19 protein-coding genes, 1 tRNA gene and 2 pseudogenes are annotated in these 25,765 nt (G+C 71.1%); 13 read left to right on the top strand and 9 right to left on the bottom strand.

From position 1 onward, the window contains the following. Positions 1-205: 205 nt before the first annotated feature. From QHG49_RS22910 to QHG49_RS22880, 7 genes are all read left to right on the top strand, one after another. Complete coding sequence (locus QHG49_RS22910; protein ID WP_301491036.1) at positions 206-1,657, top strand: hypothetical protein; 1,452 nt, start codon at positions 206-208, stop codon at positions 1,655-1,657. A gap of 14 nt (positions 1,658-1,671) precedes the next feature. Then, positions 1,672-2,700 (top strand): glutamate ABC transporter substrate-binding protein, encoded by a 1,029-nt coding sequence (locus tag QHG49_RS22905; protein ID WP_159701428.1) that lies wholly within the window; start codon positions 1,672-1,674, stop codon positions 2,698-2,700. Positions 2,701-2,741: 41 nt separating this feature from the next. Further along, the gene (locus tag QHG49_RS22900; RefSeq protein ID WP_159701431.1) at positions 2,742-4,013 is read left to right on the top strand and encodes a hypothetical protein; all 1,272 of its coding nucleotides are present in this window, start codon (positions 2,742-2,744) and stop codon (positions 4,011-4,013) included. Beyond that, positions 4,013-6,499: a serine/threonine-protein kinase gene (locus tag QHG49_RS22895; RefSeq protein ID WP_301491031.1), complete on the top strand. Its 2,487-nt coding sequence runs from the start codon at positions 4,013-4,015 to the stop codon at positions 6,497-6,499. Before QHG49_RS22900 ends, QHG49_RS22895 begins: the two co-directional genes overlap by 1 nt. Continuing rightward, the gene (locus QHG49_RS22890; protein ID WP_370530498.1) at positions 6,500-7,873 is read left to right on the top strand and encodes a protein phosphatase 2C domain-containing protein; all 1,374 of its coding nucleotides are present in this window, start codon (positions 6,500-6,502) and stop codon (positions 7,871-7,873) included. Positions 7,874-7,961: 88 nt separating this feature from the next. Continuing rightward, the gene (locus tag QHG49_RS22885; RefSeq protein WP_301491026.1) at positions 7,962-9,311 is read left to right on the top strand and encodes a VWA domain-containing protein; all 1,350 of its coding nucleotides are present in this window, start codon (positions 7,962-7,964) and stop codon (positions 9,309-9,311) included. Positions 9,312-9,370: 59 nt separating this feature from the next. Next, complete coding sequence (locus tag QHG49_RS22880) at positions 9,371-11,305, top strand: FHA domain-containing protein (protein ID WP_301491023.1); 1,935 nt, start codon at positions 9,371-9,373, stop codon at positions 11,303-11,305. Positions 11,306-11,323: 18 nt separating this feature from the next. On the opposite strand, the gene QHG49_RS22875 is transcribed toward QHG49_RS22880, so the two are convergent. Further along, complete coding sequence (locus QHG49_RS22875) at positions 11,324-12,295, bottom strand: methyltransferase domain-containing protein (RefSeq protein WP_301491021.1); 972 nt, start codon at positions 12,293-12,295, stop codon at positions 11,324-11,326. Between the two features lie 79 nt (positions 12,296-12,374). Between QHG49_RS22875 and QHG49_RS22870 the strand changes: the two genes are divergently transcribed. Next, positions 12,375-12,779, top strand: coding sequence for a globin (locus QHG49_RS22870; RefSeq protein ID WP_145485455.1), 405 nt, complete (start codon positions 12,375-12,377; stop codon positions 12,777-12,779). Positions 12,780-12,803: 24 nt separating this feature from the next. Here the strand turns inward: QHG49_RS22870 and QHG49_RS22865 are convergent, their stop codons facing one another. The 5 genes and pseudogenes from QHG49_RS22865 to QHG49_RS22845 form a co-directional block, all read right to left on the bottom strand. Continuing rightward, on the bottom strand, positions 12,804-13,496 hold the full coding sequence (locus tag QHG49_RS22865) for a hypothetical protein (protein WP_301491018.1): 693 nt from the start codon (positions 13,494-13,496) through the stop codon (positions 12,804-12,806). Further along, positions 13,493-13,915 carry a thioesterase family protein gene (locus QHG49_RS22860; protein WP_145485453.1) on the bottom strand — a complete coding sequence of 141 codons (423 nt, stop codon included), beginning with the start codon at positions 13,913-13,915 and terminating at the stop codon, positions 13,493-13,495. Before QHG49_RS22860 ends, QHG49_RS22865 begins: the two co-directional genes overlap by 4 nt. A 6-nt stretch (positions 13,916-13,921) precedes the next feature. After that, positions 13,922-15,586, bottom strand: coding sequence for an energy-dependent translational throttle protein EttA (gene ettA, locus QHG49_RS22855; RefSeq protein ID WP_145485452.1), 1,665 nt, complete (start codon positions 15,584-15,586; stop codon positions 13,922-13,924). 236 nt (positions 15,587-15,822) lie between these two features. Next, positions 15,823-16,083 (bottom strand): cold-shock protein, encoded by a 261-nt coding sequence (locus QHG49_RS22850; RefSeq protein WP_301491015.1) that lies wholly within the window; start codon positions 16,081-16,083, stop codon positions 15,823-15,825. A gap of 166 nt (positions 16,084-16,249) precedes the next feature. Continuing rightward, positions 16,250-16,402, bottom strand: a pseudogene (locus QHG49_RS22845) (GntR family transcriptional regulator); the annotation flags it as partial. A gap of 237 nt (positions 16,403-16,639) precedes the next feature. Here QHG49_RS22845 and QHG49_RS22835 point away from each other — a divergent pair. Further along, positions 16,640-17,371, top strand: a pseudogene (locus QHG49_RS22835) (GntR family transcriptional regulator); the annotation flags it as partial. A gap of 73 nt (positions 17,372-17,444) precedes the next feature. Continuing rightward, on the top strand, positions 17,445-17,684 hold the full coding sequence (locus QHG49_RS22830) for a hypothetical protein (RefSeq protein ID WP_301492893.1): 240 nt from the start codon (positions 17,445-17,447) through the stop codon (positions 17,682-17,684). 873 nt (positions 17,685-18,557) lie between these two features. Here QHG49_RS22830 and QHG49_RS22825 read toward each other — a convergent pair. Next, entirely contained in the window at positions 18,558-21,152 is a 2,595-nt protein-coding gene (locus QHG49_RS22825) for a DUF262 domain-containing protein (RefSeq protein ID WP_301491013.1), read from the bottom strand. 476 nt (positions 21,153-21,628) lie between these two features. Then, positions 21,629-21,699: transfer RNA gene (locus tag QHG49_RS22820), tRNA-Gly, on the bottom strand. 626 nt (positions 21,700-22,325) lie between these two features. Between QHG49_RS22820 and QHG49_RS22815 the strand changes: the two genes are divergently transcribed. The 3 genes from QHG49_RS22815 to QHG49_RS22805 all read left to right on the top strand — a co-directional run bounded on the left by QHG49_RS22815 (position 22,326) and on the right by QHG49_RS22805 (position 24,143). Beyond that, positions 22,326-22,676, top strand: a complete 351-nt coding sequence (locus QHG49_RS22815) for a hypothetical protein (RefSeq protein ID WP_301491011.1) — start codon at positions 22,326-22,328, stop codon at positions 22,674-22,676. A 356-nt stretch (positions 22,677-23,032) separates the two neighbouring features. Then, positions 23,033-23,380: a hypothetical protein gene (locus QHG49_RS22810; protein ID WP_301491010.1), complete on the top strand. Its 348-nt coding sequence runs from the start codon at positions 23,033-23,035 to the stop codon at positions 23,378-23,380. 352 nt (positions 23,381-23,732) lie between these two features. After that, on the top strand, positions 23,733-24,143 hold the full coding sequence (locus QHG49_RS22805) for a hypothetical protein (protein WP_301491008.1): 411 nt from the start codon (positions 23,733-23,735) through the stop codon (positions 24,141-24,143). Positions 24,144-24,164: 21 nt separating this feature from the next. Here the strand turns inward: QHG49_RS22805 and QHG49_RS22800 are convergent, their stop codons facing one another. Then, positions 24,165-25,562, bottom strand: coding sequence for a TQXA domain-containing protein (locus QHG49_RS22800; RefSeq protein ID WP_370530497.1), 1,398 nt, complete (start codon positions 25,560-25,562; stop codon positions 24,165-24,167). Between the last annotated feature and the right edge of the window lie 203 nt (positions 25,563-25,765).

The following is a 25,765-nucleotide window of genomic DNA, read 5'->3' as shown; positions in this document are numbered from 1 at the left end:
CTGAACTCCCCCTGTGGAGAAACGGTCTCCTCGGGGCAGGTCAGGGCCTGGCCCACGCCCCGGCCCGAGGAACCGAACACCTGCTCCCGGCGTGTATAGGGGCAGCGCACCCGGGGATGCGCACAAGATCCAGTGAAGGCCGGTGCGGAATGTCGGTCCGTGCGGCGATACTTGGCTGCGTACGGATGACCATGGGGGAGGTCGAGTGACACACCCGCCGCAGAGCGCAGCACCACCGGCCACGGGTTCCGCCGTGCCCGCCGCCCCCGGCATCCCCGCCCAGCCCGGCCCGCCCGCTCCGGCACCGTCCCACGCGCCGCACCCGCCCCGGGCGCCGCGTCCCCGGCGCACCGCGTTCGCCGAGGGCGCCGAGAAGCTGCGGGCCGCCGCGACCACCGAGCCGGGCCGGCTGCGCATCATCGGTGCCGTACTCGCCCTGCTGGTCGTGACGTTCGGCGCGGCCACCGCCTGGCAGAGCAGCGAGCGCGCGGCCGCGGCGGACGACGTGCTGCACCGCAGCCAGCCGCTCAGCTCCGGCGCCGCCGACATCTACCGCTCGCTCGCGGACGCCAACACCGCCGCCTCCAGCGGCTTCCTGGCGGGCGGCCAGGAACCCGCGGCCACCCGCGACCGGTACGAGAAGGACATCAGCGCGGCCGCCTCCGGCCTGGTCACGGCCGCCGCCAACGCCGAGCCGGGCAGCGCCTCCGAGGCCACCGTCGCCCGGCTGAACCGGCTGCTGCCCGAGTACAAGGGCCTCGTCGAGCGGGCCCGCACCTACAACCGGCAGGGCTACCCGGTCGGCGGCGCGTATCTGCGGTACGCCAACGAGAAGATGCAGACGCAGATGCTCCCGGCCGCGGAGGACCTCTACACCAAGGAGAACGCGCGCCTGGACGCCGACTACGGGGACGCCACGCCGTACCCCTGGGCGGCCATCGCGCTCGGCGTGCTCACCCTGGCCGGGCTCGCCTGGGCCCAGCGCCGCGACTACCGGCGCACCAACCGCGTCCTCAACCCCGGCCTGGTCGCCGCCGGCGGCGCCACCGTCGTCGCCCTGCTGTGGCTCACCGCCGGACACACCGTCGCGCGCTCCGAGCTGACCGGCTCCTACGACCACGGCATCCGCTCCCTGACCGTCCTGCACGACGCCCGCATCGCCTCCCTGAAGGCGCGGGGCAACGAGAACCTGAGTCTGGTGGCGCGCGGCGCCGAGACCGTCACCGTCGACGGCAGGCAGTACGACACGTACTCCTACGACTTCGACAAGGACATGACCGTGCTCGGCAAGGGACTGGACCGGGCGGAGCGGCTCGCCGACGACTCCGGCGGCACCGCGCCCGTGAAGTCCGCAGAGACCGGCGCGGCGCTGTGGAAGCAGCGGCACACCGCGGCCCGCACCTCGGACGAGAACGGCGACTACCAGCAGGCGCTGGACAAGGTGATCGGCGCCAAGGGCACCACCGGGGAATGCTTCGACGGTGTCGACAGGGACCTCGCCCGCGCGATAGGCCATGAGCAGGCCGAGTTCCAGCGGGCCGCCGCCGCCGGGCGGGACGCCATGACCGGGCTGCCCGTGGGCGCCGCCGCCCTCGCGGTGCTCGGCGCGGCGGGCGCGCTCGCCGGGATCGGCCGCAGGCTTTCGGAGTACCGGTGAGAAGGGGCGGGGCGATGGACGCGAGCCGGCTGCGCGGCTGGGGCGGGGTCGGCACGATGGCGGTCCTGTGCGCCCTGGCGCTGGCCTTCGTCCTGCTGCTGCCGTGCACCCAGATCGCGCACCACCACCACGCCGCCCCGGACCGGGCCGGGCAGCAGCTCGCCGAGGGCAGCCAGGTGCGCGCCGGGTCCTGCCAGGACTCCGAGGCGCAAGCGCAGACCCTCGCCCCCTCCGGCGCGGACGGCCCGACCGTCGACGCCATCAAGGACCGCGAGGGCGCCCGGCGCAAGCTGATCGTCGGCGTCGACCAGGACAGCTACCGCTGGGGCTACCGCAACCCCAACACCGAGGGCGCCCAGCTGGAGGGCTTCGACATCGACCTGGTGCACCGCATCGCCCAGGACATCCTCGGCGACCCGGACGCGGTCCAGTTCAAGGCGATACCGACCAACCAGCGCATCGCGGCGATCCAGGACGGCCGGGTGGACATGGTCGTGCGCACGATGACGATCACCTGCGAGCGGCTCGGGCAAGTCGCGTTCTCGGCGCCGTATTTCAAGACCGGTCAGCAGGTCCTCGCCCCCAAGTCGTCCCCGATCACCGGGTACAACGGCACGCTGGCGCACAAGAGGGTGTGCACGGCGGCCGGTTCGACGGGGTACGCGAAGCTGGACGCGGACAAGAAGGCCGGGACGCTGCCCGCCTCCACCGACATCTCCACCACCGTGCCCAACCAGCTGGACTGCCTGGTGCGGCTCCAGCTCGGCGAGGTGGACGCGGTGGTCACCGACGGCGCGCTCGCCGCGAGCCAGGCCGCGCAGGACCCGACCGTGGAGCTCAAGGGCGCGCCGTTCACGACCGAGTACTACGGAGTGGCGATGAAGAAGGACGCCTCCGATCTGGTGCGCCGCGTCAACCGGGTCCTGGTCGCCTACCGCGCGAGCGGCTGGCAGGCGTCGTACGACACATGGCTGTCGGCCACACTGGGAAAGGACTCCTCGGCGTCCAGGCCGCCCGCACCGCGGTATCTGCGCACCAGTTGAACCACGGCCGACCGGAACACACAGCAAGCGAGAGGTGATCGATGGGCGTCACGGACCCCGCCGGGCCGGTGATGGACCGGGACGAGGTGGACCGTGCGCTGGCGCGGCTCGGCCAGGAGCACGAGGCCATCGAGACCTCGCTGTTCGCCCTCCAGGACCACGCGGGCCGCAGACTCCTGGAGGGCGCCGAACTGGCCGGTGTCACCCAGGAGCGCTGGCAGGCCGCGGAGGCGCGGATCACCCTGCTGTGGTCTTACTTCGACGCCTATACGGCGGCGCTGCGCGGCGCCCGCGAGATCCGCGCCCGGCGCCGCTGGTCCAGCCGGGAGGACCTGGCCGAGCTGACCGAGCTGCTGCGCGGCACCTCCGTGGCGGTCCCGGGGCCCGGCACCGGCAGGCTGAGCGAGAGCTTCTCGCTGGCCGAGCTGGTGGACCGGATGAACGAGCTGTACGCGACCAGCCTGGACCTGGTCGTCACCGCCGACGCGGTCTGGTCGGCGCTGCCCGCGCGGATCGACCTCCTCGCCGCCGAGCTCCAGCGCACCCGGCAGCTCGCGCACTCCGTCGGCGTGCGCCCCGGCGAGCACCCGGCCGGGGACGACCTGGAGCGGATCACCCGCACCCTGACCCGGCTGCGCGAGGACGTGATCCGCGACCCGCTCGCCTTCTGGGTGCCGGCCAAGGGCAGTTCGGCGCCCGGCGGCGGGCGCCCGGACACCACGGTGTACGACCGCGAGGCGCGCGCCCTGGAGGACGTGCGCCGGGAGATCGACGCGGTGCTGACCGTGCGCCAGGACGCGGAGGCCCGGCTGATCCGCCTCCGGGACCTCCTCTCGCGCGCCGACCGCACCCTCGCCGAGGCCCGTACCGCGCGCGGCGAGGTGCTGGCGAAGATCGCCGCCACCGAGGTGCCGGTGGTCAGCGGGCCGCCGACCGTGCTCCAGGAGCAGCTGGCGACGGCGGCCGAGTACCGGCGGGGCGCCCAGTGGCACCGGCTGTCCCCGCTGCTGGAATCCCTCGAACGCAAGGCCGAGGACGAACTGCTGCGCGCCCGCGAGCAGTTGACCGCGGTCACCGCGCCGCTCGCGGTCCGTGCCGAACTGCGCGGCCGGCTCGACGCCTACAAGGCGAAGGTCGCCCGGCACGGCCTGGCCGAGGACCCGTTCCTGGTGGAGCGGTACGACGCCGCACGGCGGATGCTGTGGAGCGCGCCCTGCGATCTGCGGGTGGCCGAGGCCGCGGTGCTGCGCTACCAGCGGGCGGCGGCCGAGCTGCTGGACGGCGCGCCCGAGGACCGTAAGGGGGACCAGTGATGAGCGGGGCCGGGCGGGCCTGTCAGCGGCCGGGCTGCGAGGGGTCGTACGAGGACGTCGGCGGCGGTGAGCTGTACTGCGACACCTGCGGCCTGGCGCCCGTGGTGTCGCCGACCGGGATGGTCGGCTCGCCGCCCACCGGTCTGACCCGGGGCGCCGCCGAGAGCCGGGGGTCGGCCAGCGCCCGCAGCGCGCGCACGTCCTCCCAGTCGTCCCGGTCGCGGCGCTCGGTGTCCGGGCGGCTCTCGCGGTCCCTGTCGGGCGGCGCCGCCACCGCCCGCTCGGTGTCGGTGCGCAGCTCCGGCTCCGCCTCGGGGTCCTCGGGGCGCGGCCGGCTCGGCGCGGGCCTGGTGGACGTCCCGCAGGTGCCGCGGCCCGACCCGCACTCCATGGTCCTCGACAACCCCGAGGTGCCCGAACGCAAACGGTTCTGCTCCCGCTCGGACTGCGGGGCGCCGGTCGGCCGGGCCCGGGGTGAGCGGCCGGGCCGTACCGAGGGGTTCTGCACCAAGTGCGGCCACCCGTACTCCTTCGTGCCCAAGCTGAGGGCCGGGGACATCGTGCACGGCCAGTACGAGGTCGCGGGCTGCCTCGCGCACGGCGGCCTGGGCTGGGTCTACCTCGCCGTGGACCGGGCCGTCTCCGACCGCTGGGTGGTGCTCAAGGGCCTGCTGGACACCGGGGACCAGGACGCGATGGCCGCCGCGATCTCCGAGCGGCGTTTCCTCGCGGAGATCGAGCACGCCAACATCGTGCGGATCTACAACTTCGTGGAGCACCTGGACCAGCGCACCGGTTCCCTCGACGGCTACATCGTCATGGAGTACGTCGGCGGCAAGTCCCTCAAGGAGATCGCCAACGCCCGCCGCACCCTGGAGGGCAGACGCGATCCGCTGCCGGTGGAGCAGGCGTGCGCGTACGGCATCGAGGCGCTGGAGGCGCTCGGCCATCTGCACAGCCGCAACCTGCTGTACTGCGACTTCAAGGTCGACAACGCCATCCAGACCGAGGACCAGCTCAAGCTGATCGACATGGGCGCCGTACGCCGCATGGACGACGACGAGTCCGCGATCTACGGCACGATCGGCTACCAGGCCCCCGAGGTCGCCGACGTCGGCCCCTCGGTGGCGAGCGACCTGTACACCGTGGGCCGCACCCTCGCCGTGCTCACCTTCGACTTCCAGGGCTACACCAACGTCCACGCCGACTCGCTGCCGGACCCGGAGACCATAGACGTCTTCCGCCGCTACGAGTCCTTCTACCGCCTGCTGGTGCGCGCCACCGACCCCGACCCGGCCCGCCGCTTCGGTTCCGCGCAGGAGATGGCGGAGCAGCTGATGGGGGTGCTGCGGGAGGTCGTGGCCCTGCAGAGCGGTCAGGCGCGGCCGGCCCTGTCGACCCTGTTCGGGCCCGAAGTGCGGGTCACGGACGTGGAGTTGTTCCCCGTTCTGGCCGGTGACGTGTCGCGGCTGGGGGCGCGGGAGCTGCCGGGGCGAAAGCGGGGCACCGCCGCCTCCGCGCCGCCCCCGTCGCCGGCCGCCCTGGTCAGGCCGCTCGACTTCGCCGCCGCCGCCCTCGCGCTGCCCGTGCCCCTGGTCGACGCGAGCGACGCCAACGCCGGGTTCCTCGCGGGCCTCGTGACGTCCGCGCCCGGGGAGCTGCTCGGGGCGCTGACGGCGGTGCCCGCGCAGAGCGTGGAGACCCGGCTGCGGCAGGTGCGGGCGCGGCTGGAGACCGGGGACCACTACGGCGCCCTGACCGGGCTCGCCGCGCTGGACGAGGAGCGGCCCGAGGACTGGCGGGTGGTCTGGTACCGGGGCCTTGCCGCGCTGGTCACCGGCGACTTCGAGGGCGCCGCGCTCGCCTTCGACGCGGTCTACGACGCCTTCCCCGGCGAGGCCGCGCCCAAGCTGGCGCTCGGCGCCTGCGCCGAGGTGCTGGGCCAGCTGGACAACGCGGCCGACTACTACCACCTGGTGTGGACGACCGATCCCAGTTATGTGAGCGCGGCGTTCGGGCTCGCCCGGGTGCGGCTCGCCGCCGGGGACCGGCCGGGCGCGGTGCGCACGCTGGAGTCGGTGCCGGAGTCGTCCATCCACTACACGGCCGCCCGGGTCGCCGCCGTGCGGGCCCGGCTCAGGGGACGCACCGCGGGCGTGGGTGACGTACCGTTCCTGGAGGATCTGACCGCCGCCGCCGGGCAGGTCGAGGCGCTCCAGGCGTACGGGCTCGACCCGGCGCGGCGCGAGCTGCTGTCGGCGGAAGTGCTCGGCTGTGCGCTGGACTGGATACTCTCCGGGGACCGGAACACCGCCCGGACGGCTTCCGGCGGGCGGGTGCTGCTGGGCAGCGGACTGGACGAGCGGGGCCTGCGCTTCGGCCTGGAGCGCGCCTACCGCACGCTGGCCCGGCTGGCACCCGGTGGCCAGGAGAGGAACGAACTGGTGGAACGGGCCAACCGTTACCGCCCCCGGACGTGGGTGTAGTTGATGTCGCAGATGCCCCAGCAGGCCGCACCGGCCACGTGCCCGAGCTGCGCGGAACCCGTCGAACCGGACGACCACTTCTGCGGTGCGTGCGGTCACGACCTCTCGGTGCCGCCCGCCCCACCCCAGGACCACCCCACGCTGGCCATGACCGGCTCTCCCGCGCCCGGCACCCGGGACTCCGGTGTCCCGGCGCCCAGGGAGGGCGTGGAGTGGCCCGCCCCCGAGCCCCCCGGCTCCGGCTCCACCTCCCCCAAGACGCATCTGCCGACCGATCTGCCCGGCACCGACTCGGGTGGCCACCCGCTGCGCCCCGGCGCACCCGCGGGAGCCCCCGGGTCCGGCGTCCGCCTCGACCGGCCGGCGGAACCCGAGGAGTACCCCTTGCAGGCCCCCGAACCCCGTGCCGCGAACGAGACCCCCGAGCCGGAACAGCGGCCCGCGCCGCCCGCGCGGCCCGCCACGACCTGTGTCGCCTGCCGCGCCGGCCGGGTGGACGGCGACGGCTACTGCGAGAACTGCGGGCACGCCCAGCCCCGCGAACGCGACCACATGGAGCGGGAGTCGGGCCCGGTGGCCGCCGTCAGCGACCGCGGGCTGCGCCACCACCGCAACGAGGACTTCTTCGCCCTCGGCCACACCGCGCTGCCCGACGGCGCCCCCGCCACGCTCGCCGTCGTCTGCGACGGCGTCTCCTCGGCGACCCGCCCCGACGAGGCGTCGGCCGCCGCCGCGCGCGCGGCCGGTGACGTCCTGCTCGCCGCCCTGCCGCGCGGCACGCACCCGCAGGCGGCCATGCACGAGGCGATCGTCGCCGCCGCGGGGGCCGTCGACGCGCTGGCCGGGGAGCCGGACACGGCCCGTGAGCACGACCCGCACCAGAACGCCCCGGCCTGCACCATCGTCTCCGCCGTGGTCGCCGCCGGGCTCCTGGTGGTCGGCTGGGTCGGCGACAGCCGCGCCTACTGGGTGCCGGACGACCGCGGCGCGCCGCCCGCCCGGCTGACCGAGGACGACTCCTGGGCCGCGCAGATGGTCGCCGCCGGGCTGATGAACGAGGCCGAGGCGTACGCCGACGAGCGCGCCCACGCGATCACCGGCTGGCTCGGCGCGGACGCCTATGAACTCGACCCGCACACCGCGTCGTTCAAGCCGGACCGGCCCGGCGTGGTGGTGGTGTGCACCGACGGGCTGTGGAACTACGCCGAGACGGCGCGGGAGATGGCCGAGACGATCCCGGCGGACGCCGCGGTACGGCCGCTGCACAGCGCCCGCGTCCTGGTCGGCCACGCCCTGGACGGCGGGGGCCACGACAACGTAACAGTGGCCGTCCTGCCGTTCCCGGTACCGCCGCAGGGGGCAGGATCGGCCTGAGGCCACGGGGGCCACGGGCCGGAGGGGACCGGCCCGTACACAGCACCGCCGCGCGTGAGCGGGCCGGTGGAGGGGGATTTGAGTTCGTATGGCCAATTTCGCGAAACCGAGCGTGCCACGGTTCTCGGTGGACGTGTACCAGAACGAGTACCTGCCCGAGGGCGGCCGCGAGGTCAACGCCATCGTCACGGTGACGGCGACGGGGGGCGGCACGCTGGCCGGGGGGCTGGGCGGGGGGCTGAGCCCCGCCGCCTCGGACGGGCGCCCCTCCGCCGCCGTGGCGATCATGGTCGACTGCTCGGGCTCCATGGACTACCCGCCGGCGAAGATGCGCAACGCCCGGGACGCCACGGCCGCCGCGATCGACACCCTGCGCGACGGCACCCGCTTCGCGGTGATCGCCGGCACCCATGTGGCCACCGAGGTCTACCCCGGCGACGGCGGCCTCGCCGTCGCGAGCCCCACCACCCGGCACCGGGCCAAGCAGGCGCTGCGACGGCTCGCCGCGGCCGGCGGTACGGCCATCGGCACCTGGCTGCGCCTCGCCGACCGGCTGCTGTCCTCGGCGGACGTCACCCTGCGGCACGGCATCCTGCTCACCGACGGGCGCAACGAGCACGAGGCCCCGGAGGATCTGCGCGCCGCCCTCGACGCCTGCGCCGGGCGGTTCACCTGTGACGCGCGGGGCGTGGGCACCGACTGGGAAGTGAAAGAAGTCACAGGGATCGCCTCGGCGCTCCTCGGCACGGCCGACATCGTCGCCGATCCGGCGGGCCTCGCCGCCGACTTCACGCGGATGATGGAGACGGCGATGGACAAGGAGGTCGCCGACGTCGCCCTGCGGGTGTGGACGCCGGTCGGCACCGCCATCCGCTATGTCAAGCAAGTCGCCCCGGCCGTGGCGGACTTGACCGCCCGCCGCACCGAGGCCGGGCCCCGCGCCGGGGACTATCCGACCGGGTCCTGGGGCGACGAGTCCCGCGACTACCACCTGTGCGTGGAGGTCCCCCCGGCCGGGCTGGGGCGCGAAATGCTGGCCGCGCGGGTGTCGTTGGTGGTGCCGCAACCGGACGGAAGCGCACAGGACCTCGGCGCCCAGGGTCTCGTGCGGGCCGTATGGACCGACGACATGACGGCCTCCACCGCGATCAGCCCGCAGGTCGCCCACTACACGGGCCAGGCCGAACTGGCACAAGTCATCAAGCAGGGGCTCGATCTGCGCAAAGTGGGCGATTTCGATGGAGCAACGGCCAAACTGGGACGGGCCGTTCAGCTGGCGAGCGCCTCGGGGAACGCGGATACTGCGAAACTGCTTTCGAAGGTGGTGGACGTGGTCGACGCCGCGACAGGTACTGTGCGGTTGAAGACGAGGGTCGCGGAGGCCGACGAGATGACTCTGGAGACCCGGTCCACAAAGACTGTTCGTGTAAAGAAGTGACCTGGAAGCGACCCTAGCGATCCAGCCGGACCCTTAACGGAAGAAGGGGAAGCACCGACATGCCGACCTGCCCGAACGGACACCAGTCGGGTTCCGACGACTGGTGCGAGGTCTGCGGTCACCGCATGGCCGGTGCCGTACCTCCGCCGCCCCCGCCGCCCGGCGGTTACGGCTTCCCGCCCCCCGGGGCCGGCCAGCAGGGCGCCCGCCCGCCGGCCGCCACCGGGGAGGCCGAGCTGTGCCCGCAGTGCCGTACGCCCCGCGAGGGCGGCGCACCCTTCTGCGAGGAGTGCCGGTGGAACTTCCTCACCAACACCGCGACCTCGTACACCCCGGCGGCCCCGCGCCCCACGGGCGGCCCGCACTTCCCGTCGCCCAACACGCCGTTCGGCGACGGTGACGGGTACGAGTACCAGGGCTCGCGGCCCTCGCGGGTGAACCGTCCGGCCGAGCCGATCCCGTCGTTCGGCAGCGAGCCCTCGGGCCCGACCCCGTTCGACCGCACCCCGCCGGGCCCGCCGACCTCCCCCGGCCCCCCGGCCCCGCCCGCCTTCGGCCGGGTCCCGGGCCAGGGCGCGCCGGGCGCTCCCTCGGGCCCCGGTCAGGGTCCCGGGGGTCAGGGCCCTGGCGGTCAGCATCAGGGGGGCTACGGCTACCCCCAGCCCGGCAACCAGCAGTCCCCGCCCCCGCCGCCCGGCTTCGGCGGCGACCGCGGCCCCGGCACGGGCCCCGGTGGTCCTTCCGGTCCCGGTCAGGGTCCCGGCGGCCAGAGCGGTCCCGGTGGCCAGGGCGGTGGGTACGGCTACCCGCAGTCCGGTGGCACCCCGTCCCCTCCGTCCCCGCCCGGCTTCGGCGGCGATCGCGCTCCGGCCGGCCGTCCCTCGCCCTTCGGCAACGCTCCGGGACAGGCTCCCGGCGTCGGCGGTCCCGGCGCCGGTGGTCCGGGTGCCGGTGGTCCGGGTGCCGGTGGTCCGGGTGCCGGTGGCCCCTCCGGTCCCGGCCAGGGTCCCGGTGGCCAGGGTCAGGGCGGCGGCTACGGCTACCCCCAGTCCGGCAACCAGCAGTCCCCGCCCCCGCCGCCCGGCTTCGGCGGCGACCGCGGCCCCGGCACGGGCCCCGGTGGTCAGGGCGGCGGCCCCTCGCCCTTCGGGAACGGTCCCGGCCAGGGCCCCTTCGGCGACCCCTCCCGGCCCACGGGCCCCGGCGGCCCGGGAGGTCCCGCCGGTCACGGTGGCCCCTCCGGTCACGGTGGTCACGGTCAGGGTCCCGGTGGTCCCGGTGGCGGCTCGCAGGCGTTCCCGTCGGCGGCCGGCGGCCCGCCCGCGCCCCCCGCGTTCCCGCAGGAGACCGGTCGTCCCCCGGCCGGCGGCCCCTTCGGCGGTCCCGGTGGCGGTCCCGGCTCCGGTGGTCCCTCCTTCGGCGGCGGTGAGGACGACTGGGTGATCTCCCCGCCGTCCTCCGCCGGCCCCTCGGGCCCCGGCCAGGGCGGCGGCTACGGCTACCCCCAGCCCGGTGGCACCCAGGCGCCCTCGGGCCCCGGCTTCCAGAAGGCCCCCGCGGGCCCGGGCTTCCCGGACGCCCCGGGTCAGTCCACCTGGACCGCCACCATCGGCCCGGACCGCGAGTACTTCATGGCGATGATGCACCGCTCCGGTCCCGAGGCCACGGGTCTGAACCTGCCCGCGTACTCCCCCGAGCAGCAGCGCACCCTCACCGGCGACCAGGTGACGATCGGCCGCCGCCGGCACTCCACCGGCGACACCCCGGACATCGACCTGGCCGTGCCCCCGGAGGACCCGGGCGTCTCGCACCAGCACGCGATGCTGGTGCAGCAGCCGGACGGCAGCTGGGCGGTGGTCGACCAGAACTCGACCAACGGCACCACGGTCAACATGTCCGAGGAGCCGATCCAGCCGTTCGTGCCGGTTCCGCTGCGCGACGGCGACCGGGTGCACGTGGGCGCCTGGACGACGATCACCGTGCGCCGGGGCTGAGCACCGGCGGCGGAGCGGTCACGGGAGGGGCCAGGCGTACGGCCCCTCCGGGTCGTCCAGCCAGGCCCAGCCGTGATCGCCGGCGAGCGTGACGCCGTACCGTTCGCGCTCCGGCTCCCGCTCGCGCTCCCACAGCGCGTACGCCTCCCGCGCGTCGAGCGCGCCCCTGGTCAGCGCCAGCAGGAAGCGGAAGGTGTCCTGCTCGCGGGCCCCGTGCGGCAGCCCCGTGCAGCAGACGCCCTCGGGTGCGGCCAGGCCCTGTCCGCGCAGCGGCACGAAGGAGGCGGCCGTCGCGAGGAAGCGGCCCTCGGCGTGCTCCGCGTCCCGCACGGCGAGCGTGAGCAGCCCGGTCGCCAGCGGGAGCAGGACGCGCGCGCCGGGGCGGCACTGAGTGAGCCAGGCGCGCGGCACCGTGGGCAGCGCGCAGGTCGCGATGATCCGGTCGAAGGGGGCGCGTCCGGGCACCCCGCGCGCCCCGTCCCCGGTGACGACCACCGGGTGGTGCCCGGCAGCGGCCAGATGCGCCCGCGCGGACTCGGTGATCTCCGGCTCCAGCTCGACGCTGGTGACGAGACCGTCGTCGCCGAGCCGCCGGGCCAGCAGGGCCGCGTTGTAGCCGGTGCCGGCGCCCACCTCCAGGACCCGGTCGCCGTCCTCGACGTCCAGCGCGGCCAGTATCCGGGCCATCAGGGAGGGCCGGCTGCTGGAGGACAGCAGCTCGCCGTCGCGCAGCCGGGTGGCCAGCGGCTCGTCCGCGTAGGCGCCGCGCACCCAGCGTGCACGGGCCCGGGGGTCGGGGCTCTCGCCCCAGCGCCGCTCGTAGCCGCGCGGCCCGGCGGCGAAGTAGTACGGCACGAACAGGTGCCGGGGCACCCGGGCGAATGGCTCCCGCCATCGCGGGTCCGCCGCGAAGGCGCCCTCCGCCGCGATCTCCCGCACCATCTGGGCCCGCGCGACGGTGGCGAGTTCCTCGGTGTCGTAGGCACCCATGCGCCCACCCTAGGGCCCCGATCTTCTCCCTGGTCCCCAGACTTGAGTCGTGGGCCGCGCCGTCTGAGACCATGGACGGGTGAATGAGATTCGGCGCGGCACGCTTCAGGAGCAGACCTTCTACGAGCAGGTCGGCGGGGAGGACACCTTCCGCCGGCTCGTCCACCGTTTCTACGAGGGGGTCGCCGAGGACCCCGAGCTGCGGGCGATGTACCCGGAGGAGGACCTGGGCCCGGCGGAGGAGCGGCTGCGGCTCTTCCTGATGCAGTACTGGGGCGGCCCCACGACCTACAGCGAGAACCGCGGCCACCCCCGGCTGCGGATGCGGCACGCGCCCTTCACGGTCGACCGGGCGGCGCACGACGCCTGGCTGCGGCACATGCGGGCGGCCGTGGACGACCTGGGCCTGTCCGAGGAGCACGAGCGGACGCTGTGGAACTACCTGACGTACGCCGCCGCTTCGATGATCAACACCGCGGACTGAGCCGGCCGTCGGACCGGCGGCGGTTCAGCCGCCGACGCTGACGCCCAGCGCGCCGAGGGAGCCGGGCGCGTCGGCCCGCCGTACCGCGATCGAGCCGTAGGGCGTGCGCAGCCGCAGCCACGCGCCCGAGGACAGCAGGCCGGTATCGGCCGCCCCGGTGCCCGGGCGCAGGAAGCCCAGGGACTGCGCCGCGTGCACGGCGCGCACGGGCAGCCGGGTGTGCCCGATCTCGCGGGACCAGATGTCCCGCCCGATCCGGTCCAGCTCCGCCCGGGTACGCCCCTCGGGCGCCAACTCCTCGCTGCGCGCCCGGAATTCACCGACCGCCGCGGCGACCATCGCGCGCAGCGCGTCCGGCGCCGGCAGCCCCGGCTCGGTCCGCCAGCCGCCGCGCGGCGGCAGCACACCGGCCCACGGCGGCCCGGTGACCGCGCCCGGCACGGCCGCGGTGGCCGCCCGTTCGGACACCGACTCCAGCAGCTCGCCTGCGGAGACGGTGGCGTCGAGAGTGACATCGAGGCCGTGCTCGTACGGCTTCGCGAGCCGTACCGCGCGCACCGCGAGCACCTCGAAGGACGGTGGCCGGCCGAAGACGGCGAGCGCGGTGCCGGCCGCCTGGAGGCGCACCGCGGCACCGCGGTCGTAGTGGAGCAGCCGGGCGAGGAAGGCGGCGAGGTCCGCCGCCTCCGTCTCGTCCACGAGGTGCAGCACCGTCATGCCGCGACGGCCTCGCCCTCTTCGGCGCCGGCCTTCTCCAGGTACTCCTGGAGGAACTCGCGCTCCTCGGAGGTGATCCGGCGCGGCCGCTGGGCCTCGAAGTCGAACGGTACGACGACGGTGGAGGCCCGCACGTAGACCTCGTCCGCGTCCTTCACCTCGTAGGCGATGGTGAAGGACGCGGCCCGGATCTCGGTGATCCACAGCTCGATGTCCACCGGGTGGTGCCGGTGGACGAGCTGGCGCTTGTAGTCGATCTCGTGGCGCGCCACCACGGAGCCCTGCCGGAACTCCTTGTCCGGACGGAACAGGAAGTTGATCCGGGCTTCTTCCAGATAACGGACGAAGACCGCGTTGTTGACATGGCCGTAGGCGTCCATGTCGGACCAGCGCAGCGGGCACGCGTAGATGTGGCGCAAGACCGATCAGCCCCGGGTCAGCTTCTTGTAGGTCGCCCGGTGCGGCCGCGCGGCGTCCGCGCCGAGGCGCTCGACCTTGTTCTTCTCGTACGACTCGAAGTTGCCCTCGAACCAGAACCACTTGGAGTCACCCTCGTAGGCGAGGATGTGGGTGGCGACCCGGTCGAGGAACCAGCGGTCGTGGGAGACGACGACGGCGCAGCCGGGGAACTCCAGCAGCGCGTTCTCCAGGCTGGAGAGGGTCTCGACGTCGAGGTCGTTGGTGGGCTCGTCGAGGAGGAGCAGGTTGCCGCCCTGCTTCAGGGTGAGCGCGAGGTTGAGGCGGTTGCGCTCACCGCCGGACAGGATGCCGGCCGGCTTCTGCTGGTCCGGGCCCTTGAAACCGAACGCGGAGACGTAGGCGCGGCTGGGCATCTCGACCTGGCCGACGTTGATGTAGTCGAGCCCGTCGGAGACGACCTCCCACAGCGTCTTCTTCGGGTCGATGTTGGCGCGGCCCTGGTCGACGTAGGAGACCTTGACGGTGTCGCCGACCTTGATGGTGCCGGAGTCGGGGGTCTCCAGGCCCTGGATCATCTTGAACAGCGTGGTCTTGCCGGCGCCGTTCGGACCGATGACGCCGACGATGCCGTTGCGCGGCAGCGTGAAGGACAGGTCGTCGACGAGGACCTTGTCGCCGAAGGCCTTGTTGAGCTTGTCGACCTCGACCACGACGTTGCCCAGGCGGGGGCCCGGCGGGATCTGGATCTCCTCGAAGTCCAGCTTCCGCATCTTGTCGGCCTCGGCGGCCATCTCCTCGTACCGAGCGAGGCGGGCCTTGGACTTGGCCTGACGCCCCTTGGCGTTCGACCGCACCCAGTCCAGCTCCTCCTTGAGGCGCTTCTGCCGCTTGGCGTCCTTCTGGCCCTCGACCTTGAGGCGGGCGGCCTTGGTCTCCAGGTACTTGGAGTAGTTGCCCTCGTAGCCGTGCAGACGGCCGCGGTCGACCTCGCAGATCCAGCCGGCCACGTTGTCCAGGAAGTACCGGTCGTGGGTGACGGCCACGACGGTGCCCGGGTACTTGGCCAGGTGCTGCTCCAGCCAGTTCACCGACTCGGCGTCGAGGTGGTTGGTGGGCTCGTCGAGGAGCAGCAGATCGGGCTGCTCCAGGAGCAGCTTGCAGAGCGCGACGCGGCGCTTCTCACCGCCGGAGAGGTTGACGACCGGCCAGTCGCCCGGGGGGCACCCGAGCGCGTCCATGGCCTGCTCCAGCTGGGCGTCGAGGTCCCAGGCGTTGGCGTGGTCCAGCTCCTCCTGGAGCTTGCCCATCTCCTCCAGCAGCGCGTCCGAGTAGTCGGTCGCCATCTGCTCGGCGATCTCGTTGAACCGGTCGAGCTTGCCCTTGACCTCGCGGACGCCGTCCTGGACGTTCTCCAGGACCGTCTTGTCCTCGTCGAGCGGGGGTTCCTGGAGCAGGATGCCGACGGTGTAGCCGGGCGACAGGTACGCGTCACCGTTGGACGGCTGCTCCAGGCCCGCCATGATCTTCAGCACGGTCGACTTACCGGCACCGTTCGGACCGACGACGCCGATCTTGGCACCTGGCAGGAAGTTCAGGGTGACATCGTCGAGGATCACCTTGTCGCCGTGCGCTTTGCGCGCCTTGCGCATGGTGTAAATGAACTCAGCCAAGAGAAACCGTCCGGCAGCTTGAAATCTGGCAGTGGGCAGATACACCCCATCTTGCCGCATCGCCACCCCTGCGCGGAAACCCGTTGGGGCCGGGGGCTGTGACCTGGGCTTTCGCTGGTGGCAGCGGTAGGGCGTCTGTGGCTGCCGGTCACCGGCGGGTGCCTTGGAACCCTCTCACGGGCCGGGGACGGCTCAGCGACCCGATGTCCGCCGAGATCGGGCCGTGACCGCGGAGGTCAAACAGCCCTGGGGACGATGCTCACCGCGCGGTAGTCGTACCCGTCCTGCTTGAAGCCGGGCGCTTCCCAGATGAGATCGACTTCCTGCCCCGGTGACAGCGTGCGAAAGCCGGATCCCTGAATGTCGGAGTAGTGGCCGAAGCACCCTCCGGGAGTCTCGGGCGAGTCGAGCACGCCCCACCCCTCCTCGTCGCTCCACTCACGCACGGTCGCGGTCACGGTTGCGGGGACCTTGCGAGCCCCTTGGCGGCGACGCATCTGCCTCTCCCGTTCCACAAGATCTGTTCGGACTCACACGGCGCTCCGTGGATGCACTGTGCCACCGGTGAGGACGCCGGCCCTCACAAGGGAGATCCGGGTGGTCGAAGCAGGGGGGTGGCCCATGCGCGCTGGATTCCGGAGGGAGTCTCGCTGAACGGCGCGATCACCGGTAGATCGGGGTCCCGTAGACGATCCCGCAGTGCGCGGCGGGCACGACGACGCCCGCGCTTTCCACGGGCCGTCCCTGGCCGCTGTAGTACGTCCGTCGGATGTGTGTGACGAGTGTGGCCTTCTGGATGCCGAGTATCGACGCCTCTCGGCGGGGGCGGACCGGTGAACGGCTGGGCACCTGGCAGCACATTGGTGTCCGACGTCGAGGTCAGCGCGGCCACCGTGCAAGGAGGGGACCTCACCAGCTCGGAGACCAGCCCTGCCGGGTGGCAGACCTCTTCCAACTCCCGCAAGGTGCCGAGCAGATCGTGTTCGAGTCGGGCGAACTGCTGACCGTGCACGCGCGAACGCGGCTCGCCGCCGTCCCCATGCCGAGAAGGCGGTGAACCGGTCCGTGCGCTCACGCCATCACGACATCGCCGACGATCTCCGGCACCAGATCACGACCGGCCGTATCAAGCCTGGCAAACGCCTCCTGTCAGAGGCGCCCCTCGCCGACCGGTACAAGGTCAGTACGGTGCCATTGCGGCGCGCCCTCGCGGTCCTCCAGGACGAGGGCATAGTCGAGAAGATCCCCGGCAAGGGCAACTTCGCCCGCCGCCGGCCTCGCAAGACCGTGTACGTGGGCGGCTGGGGGATGTTGAACCCTTGGACCGCCGACGAAGCAGGTCCGCGAATCACCGTTCGCACCACCACGGTCCAAGCAGCACACGGGCACCTGACGACCTTGCTCAAGGTGCCACCGGACAGCCCTCTCGCAGAGCTTCTCCTGCGTCAGCCACGGGGAGAGTCCCCGCACGGACTGGCCCGCATCTACACCCCACCCGACCTGGCTCCGGCCGCAGTCCAGAACGACAACTCCCCCTGGCGGAAGACGGCCACGCGCTTCGCCGTCCTGAGCACGGCGCGGGCGACAGTCCGTGAAACGGCGTGCGCCCGCCCACCGACCCCGGAGGAAGCCTCTGCTCTCCGGATCCGCTCCTCCGCACCGGTTCTCGCGATCACACGTGTCGCCACCGACACCTCGGGACGGGTCATCGAGGCCGCACTCCTGGCGTTCCCCGGCGACCACGTCGACGCCGTCTTCACCACCCACCCCCGACCGACGAGAGGCAGACCCAAGAATGACGGCACCGAACGAACTACGACTCCTGCCGTGATCCGGCTCGGACGGCAAGCCCTGCTACCTGAACACCGACGACAAGACCGGCTACATGTCCCGCCTGGCGGACAACATCGAAGCGATCCAACTGGGAACGGCGGCCGACCTGCTGGACCACGCCTCAGACACCATCAACGACCCTGACACGGACCCGGAGGACCTGCGCCTCCTGGCAAAGGAACTGACCGGGTCCCTACGGGACGTACTCCGCGTCGCGACCAGCCGCGGCCATCTCTTGGCCATGGGTAAACCGCACCGTTCCTGAACCGACGGCCGCAAACAGCGTCCACCCATGACGTCCCTCCATCTCACACGGAGAGGGAAGCCCAAGCACCAACCGGCTCCCCTCCCCGCTGCCTCCGTCGGCCGCCGGAACGCTAGGCATCGGGGGAGGAAGAGACTCTGAGCCCTCAGCTTAGGAATCAGCGGCCCTTGGGCGGTCGCATCCCCTATGACCTGCACGTTTGGTCGAGATGCGCGAGGTTGGCATGACCTCCAGGTGCCGTACTTGACCGCTGTTGTCCGTTCCGCTGGGCACGGATGGGACACGACCTGGATAGATCGGACGCCACTTCCGGAAGCGCCCGGCTCTCGCCTGTGGGGAGCCGACCTCGGCACCAGCCTTCACGGCGGCCGGTCCCCAGAGGTCTCTGACGCTGGTCATTCCACTCTGCGTAGCAGCTCGATGACGGCGTTCTTCAGTTCGTCGTCCGGCAAATCTCCGGCTCCTTGAACTCGGGTCGATGAAGTAGTCCTCCAGCAGCGAGAAGAAACGACCGAGAAGAGTCTCCAACGGATCGCGTACCCGCGCGCTCCGCTGCCGTGAACGGCGGCGTGCGTCCAGCCATCCGACGGCGAATTCTGCCCCTGTGCAGCGTCCGCTGCTACATCTCTCATAAGTGCTAGCTGTTGTCCTGTGGCGGTGGCCCCAGGAACGTCGTTCGGATACTTCCAGTCGATGTGTCCGGGAGGAAATGATCGCGCGGTCGACTCGAGAACGGGCCGTTTCCCCTGCTGTCCTTGCGTAACGGGCGAAGTGAGCCCGCCCGGCACCGAGGGCGGCGATGAGGGCCGCGTTGCAGTGAAGCGACAGCGCGGCCCCGAGACCAGTCGGCTTACGCCGATCAGTTGGGTGGGGTTAGACGGAGACTTGGCCCGGCTCGTCCGATGGTTCGTGCGCCATGACCTGCTGGACGAACCAGGACATGATTCCGACGATCTCCTCGGAATGATCCGCCAAAACCTCGAGAGGAAACGACGGGCGCAGTTCGAGCTTCGCCTCCGCCAGCTCGATTCCTGGGACGGCATTCAGACGGGACATGAATTCCTGACGCAGTCCGCTGTCGTCGAAGGGCGGCCTGGAGCGCATGTACTGGAAGACGACCTCGACTGTGCCGAATACAGGATAGAGAGTGAATGGCCAGATGGCGGCGGTACGGGGCACGGACTCCTTGCGCAGCATCAGGAAGCAGCTGGTCTCGGTCGCCTTGCCATAGTCGAGATGGCAGCCGGGAGCGAGACCTTCCCACGATTGGAGGAAGCTGAGGATGGGGGCGGCGGCGTCCGGCCGATTCGCCCGCAGCAGTTCGGTGAAGCGCGTGGCACGAGCATCGAATGTTCTGCCCGTGGCCACCTGATCGGAGGAGCCGCTCGACGTTCCGATCTCGGGCACCTCTTTGCCCAGAAGCGATGCGAGGTCCTCTGCGGTCAGGCGATGGGAACTGCGCGCCTTCCCGCTGGAGTCGAATGGCACCCCTTCTGCGTGTAGGAGCGTGAGGGGGTTGCCACCGTATTCGTGGTTCGGCCAGCGGAATGACGCGGAGACCCGTCCGGCAGCGGTCAGGACCCGGTAAGCCCCGTGTACGCCGGCCTTTGTGGCGAGAAAGTTGCCGACCGGAACAGGGTGGCTGCCGATCAGTTCAGCGATGTCCCCGTAAGTTGTCCAGGTGCCGGTGGGCATGGCAATCAGCGCTGCGCGCAGATCGGCCCATCCCGTCCACTCCTCGCTGTCCGCGCGTTGCTCCCCCTCGGGGCCAGGCCACAGGGAGACGGCACGCGTGGCCAGGTTGTCCGCGCGGTTCAGGATCTCCTTGCGGCCCCACCGTCGGGTCCCAGCGATCTCCTGGTTCATCCGGAGTGAACTTGCTTCCAGAATCTGTTGCTTCCGTTGGAAGGGGTGGTTGGAGAGTTTTGTGTTCTCGGCCGAGAGCGTCAGGTTTCCCAGGGTGTGGACCAACAGATCGTGCAGTTCTTGAGGGGTCTGGCCGTCATCCGAATCCTCGGCGAGGACGTCGATCCATGCCTGGGCTGGCCGCTGTGGCAGAACGTGCTCCACCGTGAGCTTGGCCCGCTTGAAGTCCACGGGCTCCGTCGATCCGTAACTCTCCTCCAGCCGCTCCAGGACGTACGCGCGTTGCGGTGCCTGCCCGTTCCAGTAGAACGGCTTGCTGCGGATCCCGTCGGCTACCTCAGCGTCAGTGGGCCAGCCGCGGCGTCGGCCCGAGAGGTAGCGTCGCACCGCCTCCGGAGCTGGTTGGTCAGTCTCCATGTCACCCGGCATCGACATGAAGAGGCGGTTCAGGCTCTGGGTGCTGGCCTGGCACAGCATGCGGCGGACGAGGAATCCTTCGACGTATCCGAGGGCTTCAGCCGCCTCGTCGGCCTGGGCGCGCCCGGTATCCACGAGATCGAGCAGGTGGAGCGCGATCGGATAGTGGATGCGTCCGCCCCAGCGGGCAAGGTGGTGAAGCTGCTGGCGCAGTTCGTCGTGCGGCTCCAGCGCGGGATCGAGAATTCGCCGCAACAGCTCGGCGCGCCGGGCGAGCTCGCCGACTTCCTTCTCCAGCGCCTCCTCGTTACCTGCCAGCGGTTCGAGCCGCTGTTGCTGGACGCGGTAGATGTCGGTCTGCTTCGTTTTGCTCTCGCCGCGTACGACGAGGTCGAGCCAGACGAGGAGTTCCAGATTCTTGGGCCCCAGTTGCTGCTGCATAGGCAGCCACAACTGCTCGTACACACGCTCTCCCCGGCCCGGGAGCAGCATGAACACGTAGTTTCGGAGCAAATCGCTCTGACTCAGGCCGACACCGGTGTTGTTGATCGATTCGAAGATCCGGTACACGTTGTCACCGCGCTCGGCGGTAATCTCCACGATGGAGAGCAAGTCCCGTAGGGCTATCTCCACTGCGGTCGTCCACTCCGCTCCATATTGCTCTTGTCCGCTCGCCAGCACGCCGCGGAAGAAACGGTAGGAGGCCCCGATGTTGTCGGCGCCTCCTGAACGAGGACTGCTGGAGACGCAGGCCCCATAGGACGCCCGGTCGGCCTGGGTGGGAAGCAGCCGGAAGTACTCATCGCCTTCCAGGAACTCGTTGACGAGGTACTGGCGGTGGATACGGTCGGCCGTTCGCGCGGAGCCCTCAGCCCCGGAGTCCCGGATGTGGTCGCGCAACGCGGTGAACGCCAGCATGATCGTTGTGATCCGCTGCTGACCGTCCACGACGAGCCAGCGTTGCACTCCTCCGGCCTGCAACTGGCCTGGGGCCAGAACGACGGAGCCGAGGAAGTGCGAGGGAGGACTGCCCCCTTCGAGCTGCTGCTCGGCCAAGTCGATCAGGTCGTCCCACAGCCGTTCCAGCTGCTTCCGCGTCCAACTGTAGGTCCGTTGGTAGAGAGGTACCTGAAACTGCTTCTCCCCCTGAACGAGCTTCAAAAATGTGATCTCTTGTGCGCGCAAGGAGCGGCCCTCTCGATTGTGAACGTCTTGCTCGGCAGCCTCGCGACCTGTGACGTCTCCCCACCAAGAGCGTAGTGCGGGGCTTCGCTACCCGTAGCGCGGTCGGGGAATGTGCACAGGACTGTGGAGTCACCCTCCCCATGTCCCGAGCCACGATCTATGTCCGTGCCGCGCCTCTCTGCGCAGGCCCGTCGATGTTCGACGGGGCCGTTACGGGGGCGCTGCGCATGCTCGTCACGCTCGCCGTGGGCTGTGCCTATGCGGATCGCGCAGCTCTCAAGCAGCAGCAAGCGGGGAGGCCGAGAGGCTCGTCATAGCCGGGGTGGCGGCCCTGGGGTGAGCCCGAGTTCCGGGCGCCGCCGATGAGCTCGGGCTGATGTCGGCGGTCTGCATCAGCCGGATCGCTCCACTCCCCACTCCAGCGCGTCGCGGACATGAAAGCAGGCCCAGGTCATCGACCTGGGCCTTGATCAAAGAGCGGGTGACGAGAATCGAACTCGCGCTCTGAGCTTGGGAAGCTCAGGTGATCCAGAGGTGATTACCTCGCTGACGTGCGGCGGGCTGGTGTCGGCACATGCCCGACCATCTGAGGACTCCTCGGTGTTCCCCGTGGTTCCCCGCGCCATCTGGCACGTATCTGGCACGAGCGCTGCAAGCGATGCTCATCGCTCTCCAAGCGCGCAAGGATCCGTGACGGTAGTTACTGCCGTACCGCCCAGAGATCAACGACGATGTTAGTCAGGATCCACACAGAGGCAACGGCGAGGATCGAACGATTGACCAGCCGGGACCGGCGTCGCGCCACGGCGGCGAGCTGTTCTGTGTTCCTGCCTTCAGCGCGTGGGTGATCCCGCCATCGGCCTGTTGCAACCCAGACTGCCGCCAAGCCGAGGGCGATCCAGATGGTCCACTGTCCCTCCGCATAGCCCAATTGGTACGCCGTCATCTGTTGCCCCCCGTCGGCAGAGGGAGACTCTACCGTGGCGGCGCGACACAACTTCGACGAGTGCCGCCACCAGAGTGGGGCACGGACGACTTCTGATCCGTAGCTCTAGAGAGATGGGTCGGAGACGGCCATACAGGTTGCGTTCTGGCCTCAAGGGGTCGCTACGGGGTGGGGCCGGTTGCTGTGGTTGCTGTATCCGGCTGCTGTACAACAGGATCCGGGTGGGGGTGACGGGTGTGGAGCGGGAACGACTCGAACGACTGCTGGTCGGTAGCGATGAGGCGTCTGCAGCCGCTCTGGTTGCGCTCCGCTGCGGCGGCTCCTACGTGATCTGGGACGGAGCTACGTCCGCCGAGTCGCTCGCCCTCGTCTATGCGCGCCGGCTGCGGCTCACGCGTCGTCGGGGCAGCGAGACCACGAACTTGGACCGTGCCGTGGAGTTACTCGGTCGGCATCAGCAGCCGGTTCGCCTGGGGCAGATCAGGACTGCCGATGGCTCCTGGATGTTCACGCTGTTCCTCACCGATGACGGAAGCAGGCTGATCGCGTGCACTGGCGTGCGACGGCCTCAGGTCTGAGCCCCGGCCGACGACAGTCAGCCACGATGGCGGGTGCGTCGATTGATCAGGCGCGCGTGTGTAGCGCTGCCCCCACCGGCATCAGCCACGCTGCTCGATCGGCGTCTGTCAGAGCAAGCTGCGACAGAGGAACCGCAGTGACGAGACGTTGCGCGGTGACTTCTTCATCCCAAAGCAACTTGGATGGGTGCGCTGCCTTGGGCTCGTAAGCCTCTTACCTGTGCTGATGGTCCGTAGGTGTCCGCGCTCGTTCGCCACTGTTCGTCGGCGTTGTCACGCAGTTAGACACTCACCACGGCGCCGACGCCGAGGACCAAGGCTTCCCTGCCACTCAGTGGTCACCGCATAGTGCAGGAATGAAACTAGCGATCACCATCCTGACCGTAGCCAGCGGCGTGCTGCCGGCGCTTGGCGTCTGGCTGCTGTGGCGGCGGATTGACGGCCGACGAGATCACCTCAGGCGGAAACTCCGAAGGTACGAAGAGATCATGGGAGATCCTGGACTCTCGGAGGAAGAGCGTAGGACCAGGCTGGAACGGGAGGCACCCAGCGAGAGCACCATTGGGGACCTCTTGCACATCCGAGAGCGGATCGAGCTTGTAGGTCTTGAGCAGGCCCCAGAATTCACAGCTCCCGCCGTCCTCGCTTCCATCGGCCTGATATGCGCGACTATCGCGGGTCTGCTGTCGACGTGGTTTGACTGACGTCGCGCGCGTCCACAGCAAGCCCAGCTGTCCTTCCACGGCCCAGGACGGCCCGCGAGGCGCTCGTGCGTGATCACCATTTTAGGAGCGAGGCGGGCAGTCGTGTTGACCTGCGACTTCTTGGCCGCGCTGCTCGTGGTGCATGAAGCTCGGCAGACTCCGAGATTCCCCGTGGCACCCCAACTTGCCGTATCGCCACACCTACACGGAAACCCGTTGTGGCCGAGGGCGCTGACCTGGACTTTCTTCCTGGGGCGGCTTGCTGGCAGGGGGTGAGTGAGTAGGAGTGCGGGGGTTGAGGTGAGTACGAGTGCTCTGCGCGGGGGCCAGAGGCGGGGGTGACGCTGGGGGTATGCGTCCAGAAACGTGGTGGAAGAAGTTGGCCAAGCAGTCCGTGTGGGTGCTCGGGTTGGGAGTCGTCGCGGGCGGGCTGTGGGGTGGTTGGCTGGGGTGGGATCAGTACAGGGACGTGGGGGCCGGCGGGGTGGGGAGTGGGCCGTACCAGGTGTGGCAGGTGGCCGGGCTGGTGGTGAGTCTGCTGGTGGCGGTCTGCTGGGCAGCCCTCCGGCGGCACACCGTGGCAACGGTGGCCGGGACGACGATCGGGCTGACCCTCGCCGCCTGGTGCGACTGGTCCGACGACTCCAGCGGTCTCTTCGCGGTCGGGGTGGCGATGGTCATGGTCGGGAGCCTGGGCGCCACCGGCCTCGTCTGTGCGCTGGTCGGTGTGGTGGCGCCGGGGGCACGGCGGGCGGGGCGTTGATCCGGCCGCCGTGCGGCGGGGTCATTCGCCGGGCTGTTCCGGCTTGCGCAGGACGACCAGGACCGCGCCGCCGATGACGACCAGGCCGATGGCGACGCCGGCGATCAGGGGGGTGAGGGCGGAGCCGCCCGTAGCCGCGAGGTCGGTGTCGTCGGGGGCGGGGGTGGCCAGCGGGGTCGGTTCGCCGACGGTCTGGGCGGCGGCCCTGGAGACGATCGTGCCCTGGGTCTTGCAGTCCAGGACGCCGGTGAAGCGGCGGGTGAAGCCGTTCGGGCCGGTGATCGTGAAGTCGTAGCCCTGGTCCTCCTGGAGCGGGACCGGGACGGTGCGCGTGGCGCCGGCCGGGACGGTGTGCCCGGTGCCCATCAGGCTGAAGGTGAAGGGCTGGTCGCCCTGGTCGGCGGCCGTGATGTCCACGGTGCCCTTGGCGCAGTCCTTGCGTGCCGTCACCGCCGGTATCGCGCCCCGCGCGGCCCAGTCGGCCGTCGCGCTCGCGGAGACCGCGGACTCGCTGGAGCCGGCCAGGATCTGGGTCTGGCTGCGGCTGTCGGAGGCGAGAGCGCGCCCCACCGGGACGGTCGTCGACGCCTGCACGCTCAGCTGGGCGGAGCCGTCCGCCGCGTCCTTCGGGATGTCGAAGTAGATCCGGCTGCCGTCCTTGACCCTGGTGAGCGCCTTGCCGGTCTTGTCGGTGATCCGCACCCCGCTGGTGGCCGCGTCCGCGGGCGGTATCACCGTGACCGCGCTCGCGTCGGTGTGCACGGTCACCGGTCCGACCACGCCCGGGCGGCCGGAGACCGCGGCCGGGTCCAGGGTCAGCGAGGCCCCCGGTTCGCCGCCGGCGCGGGCGCTGCGCTGGAGGTAGTCGGCGAGCTTCTCGGCGCCCGGGGCCACGGCGTCGACCTTGGCGTGGTCCGAGTACCGCCAGATGGCCACCTGGGTGCCGGTCGCCGCGTCCTGCTCGGTGAGGCTGCCCACGCCGGCCCGGTGGGCGAGCGCGGCGAGGTCGTTGACCTGGGGGTAGGAGTGCTGCACGATCCAGTCGATCCTGCCCGCGTCCCGGTTGGTGCCCAACGAGGTGCCGCTCCAGGACGTCTCCTGGTAGCGGGCGTCGCGCTGGACCGGGTTGTGCAGGTCGACGCCGTACGTCTGGAGGGTGCCGCCGCCGTCCACGGACATCTCGAACAGACCCGCCGACACCCGCTGGTCGCCGCCCGCCTCATGGACCACGGCCTCGCCGAAGGTCTTCAGGCCGTCCAGCGTGGCGCTCGCCCCGCCCTCGGTCTGCGGTGCCACATCGGCCGCGGCCGTACCGGCGCCGGACAGCACACCAGCCGCCACGAGCCCGGAGACCGTGGCGGTGGCGGCCAGGCGGGCCACGGTGGTGGACCGGCAGAACCCAGAGAGCGCAGCAAGCACAGAATTCCCCTTCGAGCAGGACCCGTTGAACGTGGGGGACGGGTCCCACCAGCAGAATCGGTGGCCCCGAGGGGCACGCCCGGCATCCTATGGACTCGGGCTGTGCCTCCCTGGCCGGTCGGATGATCCGATGGCGTTTCCGATCCGGAATCGTTATCGCCGGACCGCCGTTGAGCAGCGATTATCGATAAATAAACCCGGGC

The sequence above is a fragment of the Streptomyces sp. WP-1 genome (assembly GCF_030450125.1).
Taxonomy (GTDB): Bacteria; Actinomycetota; Actinomycetes; order Streptomycetales; family Streptomycetaceae; genus Streptomyces; species Streptomyces incarnatus.
Note: the sequence above shows the minus strand (reverse complement) of the source record. Positions and strands in the feature narration are given on the sequence as shown.

Coding starts and splice junctions, on each gene's coding strand:
- QHG49_RS22850 (WP_301491015.1), bottom strand. CDS start 16,083: ATGCGTCGCCGCCAAGGGGCTCGCAAGGTCCCCGCAACCGTGACCGCG.
- QHG49_RS22905 (WP_159701428.1), top strand. CDS start 1,672: ATGGACGCGAGCCGGCTGCGCGGCTGGGGCGGGGTCGGCACGATGGCG.
- QHG49_RS22885 (WP_301491026.1), top strand. CDS start 7,962: ATGGCCAATTTCGCGAAACCGAGCGTGCCACGGTTCTCGGTGGACGTG.
- QHG49_RS22895 (WP_301491031.1), top strand. CDS start 4,013: ATGAGCGGGGCCGGGCGGGCCTGTCAGCGGCCGGGCTGCGAGGGGTCG.
- QHG49_RS22865 (WP_301491018.1), bottom strand. CDS start 13,496: ATGACGGTGCTGCACCTCGTGGACGAGACGGAGGCGGCGGACCTCGCC.
- QHG49_RS22805 (WP_301491008.1), top strand. CDS start 23,733: ATGCGTCCAGAAACGTGGTGGAAGAAGTTGGCCAAGCAGTCCGTGTGG.
- QHG49_RS22880 (WP_301491023.1), top strand. CDS start 9,371: ATGCCGACCTGCCCGAACGGACACCAGTCGGGTTCCGACGACTGGTGC.
- QHG49_RS22900 (WP_159701431.1), top strand. CDS start 2,742: ATGGGCGTCACGGACCCCGCCGGGCCGGTGATGGACCGGGACGAGGTG.
- QHG49_RS22810 (WP_301491010.1), top strand. CDS start 23,033: ATGAAACTAGCGATCACCATCCTGACCGTAGCCAGCGGCGTGCTGCCG.
- QHG49_RS22875 (WP_301491021.1), bottom strand. CDS start 12,295: ATGGGTGCCTACGACACCGAGGAACTCGCCACCGTCGCGCGGGCCCAG.